Genomic DNA, 16,689 nt, shown 5'->3' on the forward strand with positions numbered 1-16,689 from the left:
GTTTATAGAGCTGCCACACCGGGTCGCTGACCGGCTTATCGTGGGTGTCGATCAGGTAGCTGCCGTAATCGCTGTGGCCCGCCAGGTGCAGCTGACGGATGCGCTGCTTGGGCAGGCTGCTGATAAAGGTCCAGGCGTCGAACCCGTGGTTGCGTGCGCTGACATAGACATTGTTGACGTCCAGCAGCAGCTCACAGCCGCTGAGCTCGCACAGGGCGCTGAGAAACTGCCACTCGCTGAACTGGTCATCGGCGCAGCGCAGGTAACTAGAGACGTTTTCCAGCACCAGCGGCCGCTCGATCACGTCCTGCACCTGGCGCACCCGTGCCGCTACATGCTGCAGGCTCTCCTCGGTGTAGGGCAGCGGCAGCAGGTCATGCAGCTGGTGGGCATTGCCCCGGCTCCAACACAGGTGATCGGAGATCCACGCCGGCCGCACCCGCGCGGCAAGGTGCTTGAGCTGGCGCAGGTAGTCGCGGTCGAGTTCATGCGGGCCGCCAATCGACAGCGACACGCCGTGCATCACCAGCGGGTACTGCTCGCCGATGGCATCGAGAAAGTAGAGAGCCTTGCCACCCGCTACCAGGTAGTTTTCCGAGACGATCTCGAACCAGTCGATGGCCGGCTGTTGCTCAAGAATGGCTTGGTAATAGGTACTGCGCAGGCCCAAGCCAAAACCCAGATTGCCGCGTTGAGCATTCATCGCTGACTCCTTGCCTGGTGATGCGGGGCCACCGCACAGCGGTCGCCCCAGCTCACTTACTCGCCGACAGTACCGCCTGCCGCATCGCACTCGGCCTTGGTCATGACCTTGAAGCCGTGGCCCTTGCAAGCGCCCTGGCCTTTACAGCTATTTTCGGCGGTCTTGCAGTCGTTCTGGCCTTTGCAGGATGTGACGCCGTAGCAATGCACCTTGGCCTCTTCAGCCGCCGCAACAGTGCCGGACATGCCTGCAAACATGGCCGCAGCAGCGAAAGCGATAGCAGCACCAGTAGCTGCGGTGGATTTCATGGTCATGTGCGTATCCTCGGGTGATCTGGGTTAGCCGGGCAAAGGTGTTTTGCGTGCCGGCATTCAACTAGATCGACGAGACGAGCTGGCGTTACAGCGAAGTTGAAAAATCACAGCTCTGAATCGCTCCGTCCACCGTCAGTGATTTGAAACGCCATGATCTGATCATGAAAACCACTCGCGGCTGTGAATCGCCCCGGTTTTCCTAGACACTCTCCAAGCTCTGGAAATAGCGCTTTTCAAACTCCACTGGCAATAGCTGCATAGCGCTGCTGTGCCGGCGTTTGGGGTTATAAAACATCACGATGTAATCGAACACATCACTGCGGGCTTCTTCGCGGGTGCCGTAGGTTTTCCGTCGGATGCGTTCCCGCTTCAGCAACTGGAAAAAGCTTTCCGCGACCGAGTTGTCGTGGCAGTTACCGCGTCGACTCATGCTGCCGATCAGGTTGCTGGCCTTGAGGAAGCTCTGCCAGTCCGAGCGGCTGAACTGGCTGCCCCGGTCGGAGTGGATCATCACCTCCTGCCTGGGCTTGCGCCGCCAGACCGCTACCAGCAAGGCATCGATGGCCAGGTCGCTGCACATCCGTGGCTTCATCGACCAGCCGATCACCTGGCGCGAAAACAGATCCAGCACCACCGCCAAGTACAACCAGCCCTCATAGGTGCGGATGTAGGTGATATCGGTGACCCAGACCTTGTTCGGCTCGCTGACGAGGGTCTGGCAGAGACGCCGTACCAGGTACTCCACCGACAGCTTGCTGATGACGGCGTACTTCAGCCGGACTCCTTGGCAAAGTACGCGGCGGCCTTTTTTTGAATGTCTCGCTCTTCGGTCACCTGCTTGAGTTCCGCGCGCAAGCGACGCAGCTCGGCCTGCTGATCATCTACCTGCTGCCGCTGTGCCTGGGGTTGCTGTAACGCTTTACCCAGGCGTACAGGCTGCGCGCGGACACGCCTAGACGCTCCGCCACATCGGCAACGCGCAAACCGAGCTCGGTGACTTGCTTGACCGCTTCGATCTTGAATTTTTCGAGGTAACGCTGGCTGCTCATGGCACCTCCTGATGGGCCTCAGTATGAGGCTTGGAGGTGTCTACGAAACTAGGGGCGATTCAGTCTGCCCCTCCTAGCTGGTGGTACAAGAAGTTTTCCAGATGGTAAATTTTACCGCCTGCTTTAGAAAAAGCCCTGCCCCCCCCCTGAAAATTCATCGAGAACGCGACACGCGAAATGCCTCTAGAATCAGCCTCAAAGCCAGAAAAAACGCGCCCTGTGCTGTCCCGTCGCTTCAGCGTCGCGCCGATGATGGACTGGACCGATCGCCATTGCCGCTTCTTTCTGCGCCAGCTGTCGCGTCACGCCCTGCTGTATACCGAGATGGTCACCAGCGGCGCGCTGATCCATGGCGATCGCGAGCGCTTCCTGCGTTACAGCGAGTGCGAGCATCCGCTGGCGTTGCAGCTGGGCGGCAGCAACCCGCAGGACCTCGCCGCCTGCGCCAAGATGGCCGAGCAGCATGGTTACGACGAGGTCAACCTCAACGTCGGCTGCCCCAGCGACCGGGTGCAGAACAATATGATCGGCGCCTGCCTGATGGGCCACCCGGCGCTGGTGGCCGACTGCGTCAAGGCCATGCAGGACGCGGTGAGCATCCCGGTGACGGTCAAGCACCGCATCGGCATCAACGGCCGCGACAGCTATGCCGAGCTGTGCGATTTCGTCGGCCAGGTGCGTGATGCCGGCTGTCGCAGCTTCACCGTGCACGCGCGCATCGCCATTCTCGAAGGCCTGTCGCCGAAGGAGAACCGCGAGGTGCCGCCGCTGCGCTACGAAGTCGCCGCCCAGCTCAAGCAGGATTTCCCCGACCTGGAGATCATCCTCAACGGTGGCATCAAGACCCTGGAAGAATGCGAGGCGCACCTGAGGACCTTCGACGGCGTGATGCTCGGCCGCGAGGCCTACCACAATCCCTTCCTGCTGGCGCAGGTGGACAGCCGCCTATTCGGCGCCGCGGACAGCGGCATCACCCGCATGGACGCCCTGCTCGCGCTGCGCCCCTATGTCGAGCAGCACCTGCGCGAAGGCGGCACCCTGCATCACATCACCCGCCATGTGCTCGGCCTGGCCCAGGGTTTCCCCGGCGCACGGCGTTTCCGCCAGTTGCTGTCGGTGGACATCCACAAGGTCAAGGACCCGCTGGCGCTGCTCGATCAGGCCGCCGAGCTGCTGCGCGGGCACTGAGCCAGCGGCAGCGGTTCGCCGGCTTTGCTCAGCTGGCGGTGCAACTCGCGGCTGGGGATACCCCGCTCGTCATCGGCGCCGTACAGCGCCTCGACCACCTTCAGCTGCGACATGCAGCAGCGCAGCCCGCACGCGCAAACATTGTCAGCGTGACAGCCCTCGCTGCCCGTTGAGCCGCCCAGGCACCTCGGGTAAGGTCGTGACATCCGCAACGACAAGGCTCCGTCATGACCTCCAAGCTGGAACAACTCAAGCAGTTCACCACCGTGGTTGCCGACACCGGCGACCTCGACGCCATCGCCCGCCTGCAACCGGTGGATGCCACCACCAACCCCTCGCTGCTGCTCAAGGCCGCCGCGCTGCCGCGTTACGCCGAGCTGCTGGGGCGCGCCGTGACAGCCGGCCGGGGCGACCTCGGCCTGGCCTGCGACCACTTCGCCGTGGCCGTCGGCCAGGAGATCCTCAAGGTGATTCCCGGGCGTATCTCCACCGAGGTGGATGCCCGCCTGTCCTTCGATACCAACGCCACCCTGCGCCGCGCCGAACGCCTGATCGGCCTCTACGAGCAGGCCGGTATCGGCCGTGAGCGGGTGCTGATCAAGATCGCCTCGACCTGGGAAGGCATCCGCGCCGCCGAGCAGCTGGAAAAAGCCGGCGTGCAGACCAACTTGACCCTGTTGTTCGCCTTCGCCCAGGCCCAGGCCTGCGCCGATGCCGGGGTGTTCCTCATCTCGCCCTTCGTCGGGCGCATCTACGACTGGTACAAGAAGGCCGAGGGCCGCGACTTCGTCGGCGCCGAGGACCCCGGCGTGCAGTCGGTGGCGCGCATCTACGACTACTACAAGGCTAACGGCTACCAGACCGTGGTGATGGGGGCGAGCTTCCGCAACCTGGGCCAGATCGAACAACTGGCCGGCTGCGACCGCCTGACCATCAGCCCGGAGCTGCTGCAGCAACTGGCCGACGACCAGGGCCAACTGAGCCGCCGACTGGCCCCCGGCGCCGCCGGCGAAACCCGCCGCAGCCTGGATGAAAGCGCCTTCCGCTGGGCGCTCAACGAAGACGCCATGGCCACCGAGAAACTCGCCGAAGGCATCCGCCTGTTCGCCCGCGATCAGGAAAAGCTCGAAGCGCTGCTCGCCGCCAGGGCCTGAAACGCAAAAAGGGGCGCCCGCACGCGGGCGCCCCTTTGCATTGTTCGCCTGTCAGTGCCGTTCGAGGGCGCTGACCAGATCGTGGAAGGCCTCTCGGTTGGAGTCGTTGAGCCCCATGAGGATGCGGTGGGCCTCCAGCACCTTGGCCTTGACCACCTCTTCGGACTGATCCTGCGACGGCAGATCGTCCAGCGCCTCCGGGCAGGGCACCGGCCGGTCGACGATATTGAACACCTGATCGAAGCCCATCGACTGCAGCAGGCGGGTGATGTCGTCGTGGGTGGTGACCACGGTGGGCAACAGACCGACCTTCTGCCGCGACAGGATCGACAGCTTGGCCAGCAGGCCGAGGGTGGTGCTGTCGATGCTGCGGGTTTCGGTCAGGTCGATGACGATGGCCGAGAAATTCAGCGCGGTGAAGATCTTTTCAATCGTGGCATCCAGCGCCGAACAGAGCGTCAGGCGCACTTCGCCGACGAATTTGAGGACGAAGGTCCCGTCCTGCTCGGCGAATTGGATACGACCGGGGCTTATCCCAGGATTCATGCAAGGTTCCTGCTTAACACCAGCAAGGCGATATCATCCGGCATCTCGCCCAGATTGGCCAGACCGAGAACTTGACGCAAACCGTCTAGACTGCCGCCAGCCTGGCTAACCAGTTGTGGCAGCGCCAATTCCTTGTCCTTCAGCGTCTCGCCCGGCAACAGGTCGAGAATGCCGTCCGACAACAGCGTCAGGCTGAACGACTCGGGCAGCGGCATGACGTGATCGGCGTATTCGGCCTCCTCGAACAGCCCCACCGGCAGCCCGCGGCCTTCCAGGTAACGGGCCTCGCCTTTCTCGAACAGCACCGGCAACGGCAGGTGGCCGCCGATGCTGTAGGTCAGTTGTCCGCTCTGCTCGTCGATCACCCCGCCGAGCATGGTCACGTGCTTGCCCAGCTTGCAATTGATCAGCCCGCGGTTGATGTGGCCGAGCACTTCCGAGGGTTTGAACTCCGGCAGCAGGCCGCCGCGGCGCGACTCGTAGAGCAGCCGGGTGGTCATGAACTTGAGCAGCACGGTGACGAAGGCCGAGGACGCGCCGTGGCCGGACACGTCGGCCAGGTAGAAGGCGATGCGTCGCTCGTCGACGCGGAAGTAGTCGACGAAGTCGCCGGACAGGTACAGCGAAGGGATGATCTGGTGGGCGAAGGTCAGGCTGTCGACCTGCCAGGGCGTCACCGGCAGCATGTTCATCTGCACCTGGCGCCCGGCGTTCTGGTCTTCCTGCAACAGGTGCAGGCTGGCCTGCAGCTCGCGGTTGGCGGTTTCCAGCTTCTCGCGGTAGCGCTGGTTCTCCAGACGCAGGCGCGAGCGATCGAGGGCGCGGCGCACCGAGTGCTCGAGCACCGCCAGGTCTTCCAGGGGCTTGATCAGGTAGTCGGCGGCGCCCAGGCGCAAGGCCTCCACCGCATCGTTCATGACGCCGGCGCCGGACACCACGATCACCGGCACCTCGACGCCGAGGGCGTTGATCCGGCGGATCAGTTCGAGGCCATCGACCTGCGGCATGCGCAGGTCGCAGATCATCAGGTCGGGCTTGGCCTGCTGGAACACTTCCAGCCCCTGCAGGCCGTTGCTGGCCTGCAGCACCTTGAAGCCGCTGTCCTCGAGGTAGGCCGCGAGGCTGGCACGCACGACTTCGTCGTCATCGATGATCAGCAGAGTGGCACTGGTTTTGTGCATGGGGTATCCAGGCAAACTGCGCCGGGGCAATTGGGTGACGGCCCGTGGCGCGGCGCCGCGTAGGTGGCGTCAGGGCGAATTCAAGGGGCAGACGGTACTCCCATCCGTCGACCGATTCAAGCCGGCGCCAGTCGTCGTTCGGCGACTTTACAGGGCAAATCGGCGAGGGTTATAAGAGCCGCAGGAGAACCTTATAACAAGAGGACAGCGTCCATGAGTCAGAGCGATCGAGCGTACAGCGAGAAACGTGACTACATCCGCATGCGACTGGAAGCGCCAGTAACCCTGCACCATGGCGGGCGGGAAATTTCCGCGCTGTGTCTGGATCTGTCCAGTACCGGCATGCAACTCGAGGCCGAAGTCGCGCTGAGCATGGGCGACCGGGTCAAGGTCCACATCCCCTCCGAGCACAGTGAGCTGGCCGGCCTCGACGCCCAGGCCGAGGTGGTGCGCATCGCCGACCTGGGCGACGGTCGCCAGTCGCTGGGCCTGGCCATCCTGTCGATGAGCTGACATCTGCACTTACGAAAAAGGCGGCCAAGGGCCGCCTTTTTCATGCCCGCCAAACTCAGAAGTCGTCTTCGACCTGGCCGTCCTGCACCTTGAACTCGCGGTTCTGCAGGTAGGCGTTGCGGATGAAGATGTACTTGTCGCCGCTGATCAGCTTCTCCGCCGACAGCAGGCTGGCGCGGGTGTCGACCACATCCACGGCGCGGGTGACGTTGCGCGTCGGCACATGGCCCATGTAGGGATAGGGCTCGAGGAAGCTGTCCGGCAGCTTGCCGGTGGCGTCGCGCACGCTGCTCGGGCCGAGGAACGGAATCACCAGGTAGGGGCCGCTGCCCAGGCCCCAGGCGCCGAGGGTCTGGCCGAAGTCCTCGTCGTTCTTCTGCAGGCCCATCGGCGTGGCCACATCGAAGAAGCCGAGCAGGCCGAAGGTGGTGTTGAAGATCAGGCGCCCGGTATCCACTCCGGCGTCGTGCATCTTGCCCTGCAGCAGGTTGTTGGCCAGGTTGCCGACATCGCCCAGGTTGCCGAAGACGTTGTGCACGCCGTCTTCCAGAAACTGCGGGGTGACTGCCTGATAACCCTGCGCCACGGGCTTCAGCGCGTAGGTGTCGAGGGTGTCGTTGAAGCGGAACATGGCGCGGTTGAAGCCTTCCCAGGGGTCGTCCTCCGAGGCGGCCTGCGCCATCGCAGGCAGCAGACTCAGACCGACGAGCGCCATCAGGCCGCCGAGGCGCACGATCCAGCGAGCACCGTTCACATGCATTGCAGTCTCTCCTTGAGAAAAGTAGTGTGGCGACCCGCCAGCGGCCACCGAGGCCGCGCAGTATATAGCCTGAGCCCCCTGATGGCAGCATAGCGGACAACCCCGATGATCGAGAAAATGCTTCTGCACACCGCCCATATCCCCGTGCGCTGGGGCGACATGGACAGCTACGGGCACGTCAACAACATCCTCTATATGCAGTACCTGGAAGAAGCGCGGATCGCCTGGTTCGAACGCGTCGGCGTGGCGATGAACGACGCCCCGCAGGGCCCGGTGGTGCTGCAGACCCAGCACACCTACCTGAAACCCGTGGTTCACCCCGCCACCGTGGTGGTGCAGCTGTATGCCGGCGCCCTGGGCCGCAGCAGCCTGGTGCTCGAACACCGCCTGTCGACCCTGGAAGATCCGCAGCGCTGCTATGGCGAGGGCTACTGCAAGCTGGTCTGGATCGAGCATGCCAGCGAACGCTCGGTGCCCCTGCCCGAGCACCTGCGCGCCCTGCTCGGCGGAGGCTGAGCGGCGTCATCGCCCGGTCATCCTGTGGTCATCTGCGCGCCCTAGAGTGGCCTAGACCATCGCAGGGATGACCCTATGCCTCACACCGCCCCCACCGCCCTTCTATTCGAGCTTTCCGGCTGCCTAGTCGACTTCGGCGCCCGCACCCTGCCGGTCGCCCTGCAGCGTCTGCATCCCGATACCGAACTCCCCGCTGGCGCTCACTGCCCCGAGCAGGCCCTGGCCGAACTGCTCGGTCGTCCGCCGCAGGCCCAGGAACGGCAGGCGCTGCAGCAGATGCTGGCGACCGTCGCCGACGAGCATGCCGAACTCACTCCCGGTGCCGCGCCGTTGCTGCAACAGCTGCAGGCTCAGGGCACGCCCTGGGCCTGGCTGGACAGCCTGCCCGCGGACGCCAGTGCGCGCCTGGCCGAGGCCCTGCCTGCGCCGCTGGCGGCCGGCGCCGGGCGCAACGCCCGGCCCTGGCCGGCGCCGGACGCCTGCTGGCAGGCACTCAGCCAGTTGCAGGTCGAACGCGTGGACGGCTGCATCCTGGTCAGCGGCAACCCGCTGCTGCTGCGCGCCGGGCTCAATGCCGGCTGCTGGACCATAGGCCTGGCCGCCTGCGGCCCGCTGTGCGGCCTGGCGCCGGCCGACTGGCAAGCCCTGAGCGGCAGCGAGCGCGAACGCCTGCGGGCGCAGGCCACGCTGCAGCTGTATCGCCTGGGCAGCCACTCGGTGATCGACCACCTCGGCGAAATCGGCCCGAGCCTGGCCGATATCGGCATGCGGCGCAGCAAGGGGGAAAAGCCCTGAGGCGGTTTGATCGAGATCAGGCAAAGCCGGCAGGCTTGGAGTACCCTTGAACACAGGTAGAAACCTTGGACCGCAGTTCGAGGTCAATGCCTATGTCTTCAGACAAGGGAGAACCCCATGCCAGCACGCGACCTGCAGCAGCAACTGGAAACCCTGCGCGATCAACTGGCCCAGGATCCGCCGCTCAGCGAGGAAGAACGGGCATCGCTCTACGTCCTGACCCAGGAGATCGAACTGCAACTGGCGCGCCAGGCGGCGGCCGCCCCCGACGCCACCCTGGTGGACGGCGTCAACCTCGCGGTGGAGCGCTTCGAAGCCAGCCACCCGACCCTCGCCGGCACCCTGCGCAACATCATGCAGAGCCTGGCCAACATGGGCATCTGAACCGGCCAGCGGGCTCGCTGCACGCCAGGAGCATCGCACAGACCGCAACCCGGATTGCATCCGGGCTACGACGCCGAATGCCGCTCGCCCGCTGCCGGGGCAGCGGCATTTTTCATCACTGGGTTTTACCGGACACCCAGGCCGCAGCATGCGCTGCAGCCGTTCCTGCCATCGACTACTGGCGCACCAGGCGGGCATTGTCCGCGGCGAGCGCCTCGGTACTGCGGTAGGGATTGATATCCAGCCCGCCGCGGCGCACGTAGCGCGCGTAGACCGTCAGCGCCTGCGGCTGCAGCAGGCGCTGCAGGTCGAGGAAGATGCGCTCGACGCACTGCTCATGGAAATCGGCATGCTGGCGAAAGCTCACCAGATAGGCCAGCAGGCTGGCGTGATCCAGCGCCGCGCCGCGGTACTGCACCACCAGGCTGCCCCAGTCCGGTTGGCCGGTGACCGGGCAGTTGGACTTCAGCAGGTGGCTATGCAGGCTCTCCTCCACCACGCGCTCCGGGTCGCAACGCAGCAGTTCGGGTTGCGGCTGGTCGTAGCGGCTGACGCTGATGTCCAGCTCGTCGATACAAACGCCGGGCAAGACCGCCACGCCCTCGCCGGCCACCTCGGCCAGGCTGCGCAGGCGCACCGCCACCGGCTTGCCGGCCACCGCCGAGAGGTCGCGCACCAGGGTCGCCTGCACCTCGTCCCAGGTCGCGTAGGACGTCTGGTTCAACGAGTTGAGGTAGAGCTTGAAGGATTTCGACTCGATGATGTGCGGCGAGTCGGCCGGGATGGCGAACTCGCCGATGGCCACCACTGGCTTGCCCGAGGGCAGCAACCAGGACAGCTCGTAGCAGTTCCAGTAGTCCACGCCCCGGTACGGCAAGTGCTCGCCATCCAGGCCCAGCTCGGCCCATTTCGCCGCGCGCGGGATGGGAAACAGCAGCGCAGGGCTGTACTCGGCGATGTACTGGCTGGACTTGCCCAGCGGGGAGTGTTCGGCGGGGTGCTGCATGGCGGGGGATCCGGGTCGGCAAAAACCCGGGGAGTTTAATCGCTTTGCCGCCAGCTTGTCGTTGCCGTGCGATGGCCGCCAGGGCTGCCGGCCCCGCATGAGCGCGCTGGAGATCACCCCGAGCCGGTCCAAGGGCCGCGCGCGCCCTGACATTCCCGGACGTTGCCGCTCGCCAGCCGGCCGTTCGGCGCAATTGCCCGACAGAGTGAACGCCCGTACACTGCGCGGCCTTTTTCCCTGACGGTCGTACCAATAATGCTCTTCGTTCTGCGCATGCTGCTGATGGGCGTGCATTTCATCCTCGCCGGGCTGGTCGGCCTGCTGATTGGCCTGTGCCGACCGTTCAACCCGGACAACAGCCGCCTCTGCGCCCGCCTCTATTCCCTGCCGGCCCTGTGCCTGCTGCGCCTTAAGCTTAAAACCGAGGTACGCCCGCTGCTGGAGCATCGGCGCGCCTGCGTGATCATCGCCAACCACCAGTCCAACTACGACCTCTACGTGCTCGGCCGCGTGGTGCCGCGGCGCACCGTGAGCATCGGCAAACAGAGCCTGAAGTGGCTGCCCTTCTTCGGTCAACTGTACTGGCTGGCCGGCAACGTGCTGATCGACCGCAGCAACCCGGCCGCCGCCAAGCGCGCCATGCTGACCACCACCGAAACCCTGCGTCAGCGCGACACCTCGATCTGGGTGTTCCCCGAAGGCACGCGCAACCTGGGGCGCGGCCTGCTGCCGTTCAAGAAAGGCGCATTCCAGATGGCCATCGCCGCCGGCGTGCCGATCATCCCGGTGTGCGTCAGCAACTATGCCAAGGCCATGCGCCTGAACCGCTGGGACAGCGGCCGCATCCTGATCCGTTCGCTGCCGGCGATCCCCACTGCCGGCCTCAGCCTGGACGACATGCCCGCCCTGATCGAACGCTGCGAGCAGGCGATGAGCGACTGCATCGCCGCCATGGATCGCGAGCTGGCGCAGGCCTGACGCGATAAAGCATCAGCCTGATCGATAGTTACTCTTAAGATCATCCATTATTCGTTCGAAATGACTTGAGCGACTCTGTGCCCACGCGATCCCATCGACGTGGAGCACAGAAATGTCCAACCTCGCTCAAGCCGCCCGCAACGGCGCCCTCGCCGCCATCGGCCTGTACCTGATCATCACCTCCATTGTGCTGGCGCTGAGCTACGCCAGCCTGCAGCAGAACGCCCCCAGCATCGACCAACCGGGGCCGCTGCACAGCCTGGCCAGCCGCTTGCCGCCGCTGCTCGGCGCCCTGTCGCGCAGCTGAAGCCGGAGCCCGTCACCATGAGAAGGCAACGCGGCCGCCTGCTACTGCTCGCCAGCCTGGCCCTGCTGACCACCCTGTTTGCCCTGCTCGGCATCGGCAAAGGTTCGGCCGGCGCCATCGCGCGTAATATCGAATGCAGCCACAAGCTGGCGCACCAACTCGATCTGGCCGAGAGCCTCAAGCTGCAGCCCGGGAATCCGCCGCCAGCGAGGAGCAGAAGGCTGTCGCCGCACTTCGTCCTGCAACATCCGCTACAAGCATGAAAAAGCCCGGCATGCCGGGCTTTTTCAGGTTGCTGGGGCGAGGACTCAGGCCTTGGCCTGCTTGCCCTGGGCGACGAAGCGCATCATCCACTCGGCCACCGTACTGCCCTGCTGGTGATGCTTCAGGCTCTCCACTCCCTGCTGGTAGACCTGCTCGCCGAGATGCTGTTGACGCAGGTCGAGCAGCGCCTTGGAGTAGTCGTGGACGAACTCGGGGTGGCCCTGGAAACACAGCACCTGATCCTCGATGTGGTAGGCGCCGATCGGGCAGAAGTCGCTGGTGGCCAGCAGCGTGGCCTTCTCCGGTAGGCGGGTGACCTGGTCCTGGTGGCTGATCAGCAGTTGCAGCTCGTCCAGCGCCGGGCTCATCCAGGCCGGCTGGTTCTCCAGACGGTAGCTGTGCACGCCGACGCCCCAGCCCTGCTCCGCACGCTCGGCCTTACCGCCGAGCAGCAGCGCCAGCAACTGATGACCGAAGCAGATACCGAGCAGCTTGTCGCCGCGCTGATAGCGCTCCAGCAGGTAGGTCTTGAGGGTCTGAATCCAGGGTTCGGCGCCGAAGGAGTCGGCCTTGCTGCCGGTCACCAGGTAGGCGTCGAACTGCTCGCTGTCCGGCGGGTAATGCCCCTCCACCACGTTATAGACACTGAACTCCGCCGCAACCGGCTGCTGGGCGAACAACTGCTCGAACATGCGGCCATAGCCCTGATACTGGTCGACCAGTTCGGGGCGGAGGATGTCAGTTTCCAGGATGCAAATACGCAGTGACATGAGGTTTCCTGAGGTGAACGCCGAGGGAGGGTGATTCGTGCGTTTTTCTTAACATATGAACCTGCCCAAGGAAATAGCGTTGCCGCTCAAGGGATGGGTTATCGCCGCCGCCCGCGACGACCGGAATCGCCGCGCCCATCGTCAAGAAAATTTGACGAACCGTTCAAGGCCCAGCCGGGAACGATACCGCCCGTCGCGCCGACTCAACGGCGCCGGGAAAGCGGCGGACGCAACCAGAATGGGCTTTCTGGTCAAAAAATGCTCAACCGATCACAGAGCCGGGGGCCAAAGTCGACGAACGGCTGCTCAAAAATTGAACTATGGCCCTTAACATTGCTCCTACAGTCGTGGGCCCCTCCCCCGGCTTGGGCATGCGGCCCACCCCCGAGCTCCACACTCCCCCCTGAATCTGGAAGATTCCTTGACCGCAAGAGATTGCGTCGGTGGTTGGTTATTGCCCAGACAAAGGAGAACTTCTGCAACTCATAATTAGCAGAACCGTGACAAGCAACATTTATTAATTGAATAAATTCGAGTCGGCGCCAACTTAGCAAGTTCAGGTGCACGTACATCTTTTACTTATTAATTGCAGAACACGAGGTACCCCATGGATCTTTACACCTTTCTGATTTCGGCACTACAGCAAAAGGAAACCATGGAGCTGATGCGTCTAGGGATAGTCTACGTTCACCTGATCGCCTGCTGCGTGGCAGTCGGCCTGGTGCTCACCAGCGACATCGCCATGGTCAAGCAACTGCTCAAGGGCGAAGGCGCCAAGCAGTGCAGCGAACACCTGGAACATCTGAAGAACGTGGTGGGCCTCTCGCTCCTCGTGCTCTGGATCAGCGGCCTCGCCATCATCGCTCTGGACTCCTCCAGCGCCGGCATGCAGTACTTCCTCAACCCCAAGCTGCAGGCCAAGATCAGCATTGTCGTGCTGCTGACCATCAACGGCGTGGTGCTGCACAGCCTGGTGCTGCCGGCCCTGCAGAAGACCGGCTCGCTGCTCAAGCTGCCGGTGAGCATGCGCAACCTGGCGATCTTCTCCGGCGCGCTGTCCGGTGTGTCCTGGTTCTACGCAGCCCTGCTCGGCGTTGGCCGCCCGCTGGCCTGGAAATACTCGCTGGTCGAGCTGATGGCCGCCTACCCGCTAATGATCGTCGGCGGCGCCCTGGCCATGCTGGCCCTGACCAAGTGGTCGATGAGCCGCAGCGATGAGCATCATCAGAACTGGATGCAGAGCAACTACGCCCTGGCCACCCGCTGACCGAAAAGGGCGAACAGGGATGTTCGCCTTCACTTATAAAGTTGCCACTCGCGGCAACTTTACTTTTATATATAGCCCGCGCCTTCGTATAACTTTCCCGCGCAACTTATAACCCCCACCTTCTTCGTCTGCGGCTCTTATCAGCGCGCTCGATAGTCACCATAAATGCCTTCGACTTCTGTCGTCCCCGCGCCTGTCGGATGATCGCGGCATCGGGCCCCTGCCCACTCGCCCAGAAGGACAATGCCATGAGCCGTTACGCCGCCCTCGCCAGTCTGTTCGCCGCCACCGCCTACCACGGCAGCAGCGCCCCACGCCCCGCTCCGGCGGACAAATCCAGCGTTAAGTGAGGCCGTCATCATGCACAGCCAGCTCAGCCTGGACGCCTACGGCGTCACCTATGCCCAATTCGACGGGCACCGCCTGCAGTTCGAAAGCGAAGCCGCCCTGCAACTGGAAGACGGCAGCATGCTGACCCTGCGCATGCCGACCCGCCACAGCGAAATACTGGCGATCCACGAAGCGGTCCGGAGTTGGCGCCAGGCCGCCTGATGCTGGCGGTCTGCTGCTGGCCGGCAACGCCCTGGCGGATCGTCCCGGCAGCGACTGGATCAGCATCGAAGATGCCCTGAGCAAGGCCCGCGCGGCCGGCTACACCGAGCTGCACAAGTTCGAGGCCGACGACGAGGGCTACTGGGAAGGCGAAGGCCTGAAGCAGGATGGCCAGCTCTACGAGTTCCGCATCGACGGCAAGAGCGGCCAGGTCACCCGCGACCAGCTGGAGAACTGATCCAGCCAATGAAAACGGCCCTTGCGGGCCGTTTTTTATCGGGCCTGCTCAGCCTCAGAAGCTCTCGCCCCTGGCGGCCTTCTCCAGCAACAGCGCCGGCGGCAGGAAGCGCTCGCCATACTGCTCGGCCAGGTACTGGGCGCGGGCGACGAAGTCCTTCACCCCGTACTGGTTGATGAACTGCAGCGCGCCGCCGGTCCAGGCGGCGAAGCCGATGCCGAAGATCGAACCGATATTGGCGTCGGCTACCGACTTCAGCACGCCCTCCTCCACGCAGCGTACGGTCTCGATGGCCTGGATGAACAGGATGCGGTCGCGCACGTCCTCCTGGGAGATCTGCGCATCAGCCTTCTCGAAGCGTGCCTTGAGCTGCGGCCACAGGTGCTTCTTGCCGCCTTCCGGGTAGTCGTAGAAGCCACCACCGGCCGCCTTGCCCGGGCGCTTGTACTCCTTGAGCATCAGGTCGATCACGGCGAACGCCGGGTGCTCGGGAATGCTCTTGCCCTCGGCGGCCAGATCCGCCACGGTCTGCTGGCGGATATGGTCCATCAGGCTCATCGACACTTCGTCGCTGATCGCCAGCGGGCCCACCGGCATGCCAGCTTTGCGCGCCTCGGCCTCGATCATCGCAGCGTTCACGCCCTCGCCGAGCATGGCGATGCCCTCGTTGGTGAAGGTGCCGAACACCCGCGAGGTGAAGAAGCCACGGCTGTCCTCGACCACGATCGGGGTCTTCTTGATCTGCAGCACGTAGTCGAAGCCACGGGCCAGGGTCTCGTCGCTGGTCCTGGCGCCCTTGATGATCTCCACCAGCGGCATCTTGTCGACCGGGCTGAAGAAGTGCAGGCCGATAAATTTGTCCGGACGCTGAACTGCAGTCGCCAGGCCGGTGATCGGCAGGGTCGAGGTGTTGGAGGCGATCACCGCATCGGCTAGCGCGGCGGCCTCGGCGGCAGCAGTCACCTTGGCCTTGAGCTCACGGTCCTCGAACACCGCCTCGATGATCAGGTCGCAGCCGGCGAAGTCGGCCTCGCTGACGGTCGGCGTGATGCGGGCGAGGAAGGCATCGCGCTTCTCCGCCGTCATCTGGCCGCGACTGACCTTCTTGTCGAGCAGCTTGGCCGAGTAGGCCTTGCCCTTCTCCGCCGCCTCGATGGACAGGTCTTTCAGCACCACCTCGATGCCGGCGGCCGCCGACACATAGGCGATGCCCGCGCCCATCATGCCGGCGCCGAGTACGCCGACCTTCTTCGTCACGTAGGGCGGGAAGCCCTGCGGGCGCGAGCTGCCGGCGTTGATCTCGTTGAGCTGGAACCAGAAGGTGCCGATCATGTTCTTCGCCACCTGGCCGCAGGTCAGCTCGGTGAAGTAGCGCGCCTCGATGATCTGCGCGGTGTCGAAGTCGACCTGGGCGCCCTCCACGGCGGCGCACATGATCTTCTCCGGCGCCGGGAAGCAGCCCTTGGTCTTGTCGCGCAGCACGCTCGGCGCGATGGCCAGCATCTGCGCGACGTTCGGCGAGCTCGGCGTGCCGCCAGGAATCTTGTAGCCCTGCACGTCCCAGGGCTGCTTGGCGCTCGGATTTGCGGCAATCCAGGCGCGGGCCTTGGCCAGCATCTCCTCCGGGGTGGCGGCGATGTCGTGGATCAGGCCGGCCTTGAGCGCGGCGTCCGGGCGTACCTTCTTGCCTTCGGCCAGGTACGGCAGCGCCTTCTCCAGGCCGAGCAGGCGCACCATGCGCACCACGCCGCCACCGCCCGGCAGCAGGCCGAGGGTCACTTCCGGCAGGCCCAGCTGCACGCTGGCGTTGTCCAGGGCGATGCGGTGGTGGCAGGCCAGGCAGATTTCCCAGCCGCCGCCCAGGGCGGCGCCGTTGATCGCGGCCACCACCGGCTTGCCCAGGGTCTCCAGGCGGCGCAGCTGGCCCTTGATGCCCAGGACCATGTCGTAGAACGGCTTGGCGTCGGCCTTGGTGACCTTGATCAGCTCGCCCAAGTCGCCGCCGGCGAAGAAGGTCTTCTTCGCCGAGGTGATGATCACCCCGGCGATGGCGTCCTTCTCGGCCTCCAGGCGCGCGACGGTCTGGCCCATGGCCTCGCGGTACACCGCGTTCATGGTGTTGGCGCTCTGGCCGGGCATGTCGATGGTCAGGACGACGATATTGTCCTGACCCTTTTCGTAACGGATGGCGTCAGTCATTTTTC

The 16,689-nt window shown here is 64.4% G+C and carries 21 protein-coding genes and 1 pseudogene; 12 read left to right on the plus strand and 10 right to left on the minus strand.

Annotated elements, in window-relative coordinates:
• The 3 genes and pseudogenes from bufB to ACW9UL_RS12010 all read right to left on the minus strand — a co-directional run.
• A partial coding sequence (bufB, locus tag ACW9UL_RS12000; protein WP_457787131.1) for an MNIO family bufferin maturase occupies nt 1–703 on the minus strand: 703 nt, incomplete at its 3' end.
• Nucleotides 704–759: 56 nt separating this feature from the next.
• A complete protein-coding gene (gene bufA2 / locus ACW9UL_RS12005) occupies nt 760–1,017 on the minus strand; it encodes a BufA2 family periplasmic bufferin-type metallophore (protein WP_457787132.1) in 258 nt (85 codons plus the stop codon).
• A gap of 199 nt (nt 1,018–1,216) precedes the next feature.
• Nucleotides 1,217–2,066: pseudogene (locus ACW9UL_RS12010) on the minus strand (IS3 family transposase).
• A gap of 177 nt (nt 2,067–2,243) precedes the next feature.
• On the opposite strand from ACW9UL_RS12010, the gene dusA reads away from it, so the two are divergent.
• Entirely contained in the window at nt 2,244–3,254 is a 1,011-nt protein-coding gene (gene dusA / locus ACW9UL_RS12015; protein ID WP_457787133.1) for a tRNA dihydrouridine(20/20a) synthase DusA, read from the plus strand.
• Here dusA and ACW9UL_RS12020 read toward each other — a convergent pair.
• Nucleotides 3,224–3,367: a hypothetical protein gene (locus ACW9UL_RS12020; RefSeq protein ID WP_457787134.1), complete on the minus strand. Its 144-nt coding sequence runs from the start codon at nt 3,365–3,367 to the stop codon at nt 3,224–3,226. The two genes, dusA and ACW9UL_RS12020, sit on opposite strands and share 31 nt — an antisense overlap.
• Nucleotides 3,368–3,481: 114 nt before the next feature.
• Between ACW9UL_RS12020 and tal the strand changes: the two genes are divergently transcribed.
• The gene (gene tal / locus ACW9UL_RS12025) at nt 3,482–4,408 is read left to right on the plus strand and encodes a transaldolase (protein ID WP_457787135.1); all 927 of its coding nucleotides are present in this window, start codon (nt 3,482–3,484) and stop codon (nt 4,406–4,408) included.
• 51 nt (nt 4,409–4,459) lie between these two features.
• Here the strand turns inward: tal and rssC are convergent, their stop codons facing one another.
• Nucleotides 4,460–4,942, minus strand: a complete 483-nt coding sequence (gene rssC, locus ACW9UL_RS12030; RefSeq protein WP_031302906.1) for an anti-sigma factor antagonist RssC — start codon at nt 4,940–4,942, stop codon at nt 4,460–4,462.
• Between the two features lie 8 nt (nt 4,943–4,950).
• On the minus strand, nt 4,951–6,135 hold the full coding sequence (gene rssB, locus ACW9UL_RS12035) for a two-component system response regulator RssB (RefSeq protein ID WP_021443175.1): 1,185 nt from the start codon (nt 6,133–6,135) through the stop codon (nt 4,951–4,953).
• Nucleotides 6,136–6,348: 213 nt separating this feature from the next.
• Between rssB and ACW9UL_RS12040 the strand changes: the two genes are divergently transcribed.
• Nucleotides 6,349–6,648, plus strand: coding sequence for a PilZ domain-containing protein (locus tag ACW9UL_RS12040; protein ID WP_031302907.1), 300 nt, complete (start codon nt 6,349–6,351; stop codon nt 6,646–6,648).
• A gap of 55 nt (nt 6,649–6,703) precedes the next feature.
• On the opposite strand, the gene ACW9UL_RS12045 is transcribed toward ACW9UL_RS12040, so the two are convergent.
• A complete protein-coding gene (locus ACW9UL_RS12045) occupies nt 6,704–7,408 on the minus strand; it encodes an MlaA family lipoprotein (protein WP_021443177.1) in 705 nt (234 codons plus the stop codon).
• Nucleotides 7,409–7,513: 105 nt separating this feature from the next.
• Here ACW9UL_RS12045 and ACW9UL_RS12050 point away from each other — a divergent pair, with 105 nt between their 5' ends.
• The 3 genes from ACW9UL_RS12050 (at nt 7,514) to ACW9UL_RS12060 (ending at nt 9,103) form a co-directional block, all read left to right on the plus strand.
• Entirely contained in the window at nt 7,514–7,924 is a 411-nt protein-coding gene (locus ACW9UL_RS12050) for an acyl-CoA thioesterase (RefSeq protein ID WP_021443178.1), read from the plus strand.
• Nucleotides 7,925–7,999: 75 nt separating this feature from the next.
• Nucleotides 8,000–8,719: an HAD superfamily inactivated hydrolase PcrP gene (gene pcrP, locus ACW9UL_RS12055; RefSeq protein ID WP_457787136.1), complete on the plus strand. Its 720-nt coding sequence runs from the start codon at nt 8,000–8,002 to the stop codon at nt 8,717–8,719.
• A gap of 117 nt (nt 8,720–8,836) precedes the next feature.
• Nucleotides 8,837–9,103, plus strand: coding sequence for a DUF4404 family protein (locus tag ACW9UL_RS12060; protein ID WP_021441956.1), 267 nt, complete (start codon nt 8,837–8,839; stop codon nt 9,101–9,103).
• Between the two features lie 175 nt (nt 9,104–9,278).
• Here ACW9UL_RS12060 and queF read toward each other — a convergent pair whose 3' ends face one another.
• Nucleotides 9,279–10,109: an NADPH-dependent 7-cyano-7-deazaguanine reductase QueF gene (queF, locus tag ACW9UL_RS12065; RefSeq protein ID WP_457787137.1), complete on the minus strand. Its 831-nt coding sequence runs from the start codon at nt 10,107–10,109 to the stop codon at nt 9,279–9,281.
• Nucleotides 10,110–10,364: 255 nt separating this feature from the next.
• Between queF and ACW9UL_RS12070 the strand changes: the two genes are divergently transcribed.
• From ACW9UL_RS12070 to ACW9UL_RS12080, 3 genes are all read left to right on the plus strand, one after another.
• Complete coding sequence (locus tag ACW9UL_RS12070; RefSeq protein ID WP_457787138.1) at nt 10,365–11,087, plus strand: 1-acylglycerol-3-phosphate O-acyltransferase; 723 nt, start codon at nt 10,365–10,367, stop codon at nt 11,085–11,087.
• 112 nt (nt 11,088–11,199) lie between these two features.
• Nucleotides 11,200–11,394 (plus strand): hypothetical protein, encoded by a 195-nt coding sequence (locus tag ACW9UL_RS12075; protein WP_021441959.1) that lies wholly within the window; start codon nt 11,200–11,202, stop codon nt 11,392–11,394.
• Nucleotides 11,395–11,411: 17 nt separating this feature from the next.
• The gene (locus ACW9UL_RS12080) at nt 11,412–11,657 is read left to right on the plus strand and encodes a hypothetical protein (protein WP_457787139.1); all 246 of its coding nucleotides are present in this window, start codon (nt 11,412–11,414) and stop codon (nt 11,655–11,657) included.
• A 45-nt stretch (nt 11,658–11,702) separates the two neighbouring features.
• Here the strand turns inward: ACW9UL_RS12080 and ACW9UL_RS12085 are convergent, their stop codons facing one another.
• Nucleotides 11,703–12,428: an amidotransferase gene (locus ACW9UL_RS12085; RefSeq protein WP_021441961.1), complete on the minus strand. Its 726-nt coding sequence runs from the start codon at nt 12,426–12,428 to the stop codon at nt 11,703–11,705.
• A gap of 607 nt (nt 12,429–13,035) precedes the next feature.
• On the opposite strand from ACW9UL_RS12085, the gene ACW9UL_RS12090 reads away from it, so the two are divergent.
• The 3 genes from ACW9UL_RS12090 to ACW9UL_RS12100 all read left to right on the plus strand — a co-directional run bounded on the left by ACW9UL_RS12090 (nt 13,036) and on the right by ACW9UL_RS12100 (nt 14,485).
• Nucleotides 13,036–13,695: a hypothetical protein gene (locus ACW9UL_RS12090; protein ID WP_457787140.1), complete on the plus strand. Its 660-nt coding sequence runs from the start codon at nt 13,036–13,038 to the stop codon at nt 13,693–13,695.
• 360 nt (nt 13,696–14,055) lie between these two features.
• Nucleotides 14,056–14,247, plus strand: coding sequence for a type III secretion system co-regulatory protein PtrC (gene ptrC, locus ACW9UL_RS12095; protein ID WP_021441964.1), 192 nt, complete (start codon nt 14,056–14,058; stop codon nt 14,245–14,247).
• 10 nt (nt 14,248–14,257) lie between these two features.
• Nucleotides 14,258–14,485, plus strand: coding sequence for a PepSY domain-containing protein (locus tag ACW9UL_RS12100; RefSeq protein WP_457790949.1), 228 nt, complete (start codon nt 14,258–14,260; stop codon nt 14,483–14,485).
• Between the two features lie 54 nt (nt 14,486–14,539).
• Here the strand turns inward: ACW9UL_RS12100 and ACW9UL_RS12105 are convergent, their stop codons facing one another.
• A complete protein-coding gene (locus ACW9UL_RS12105) occupies nt 14,540–16,684 on the minus strand; it encodes a 3-hydroxyacyl-CoA dehydrogenase NAD-binding domain-containing protein (RefSeq protein WP_457787141.1) in 2,145 nt (714 codons plus the stop codon).
• Nucleotides 16,685–16,689: the final 5 nt, after the last annotated feature.

The organism is Pseudomonas sp. PL-6, assembly GCF_054110165.1.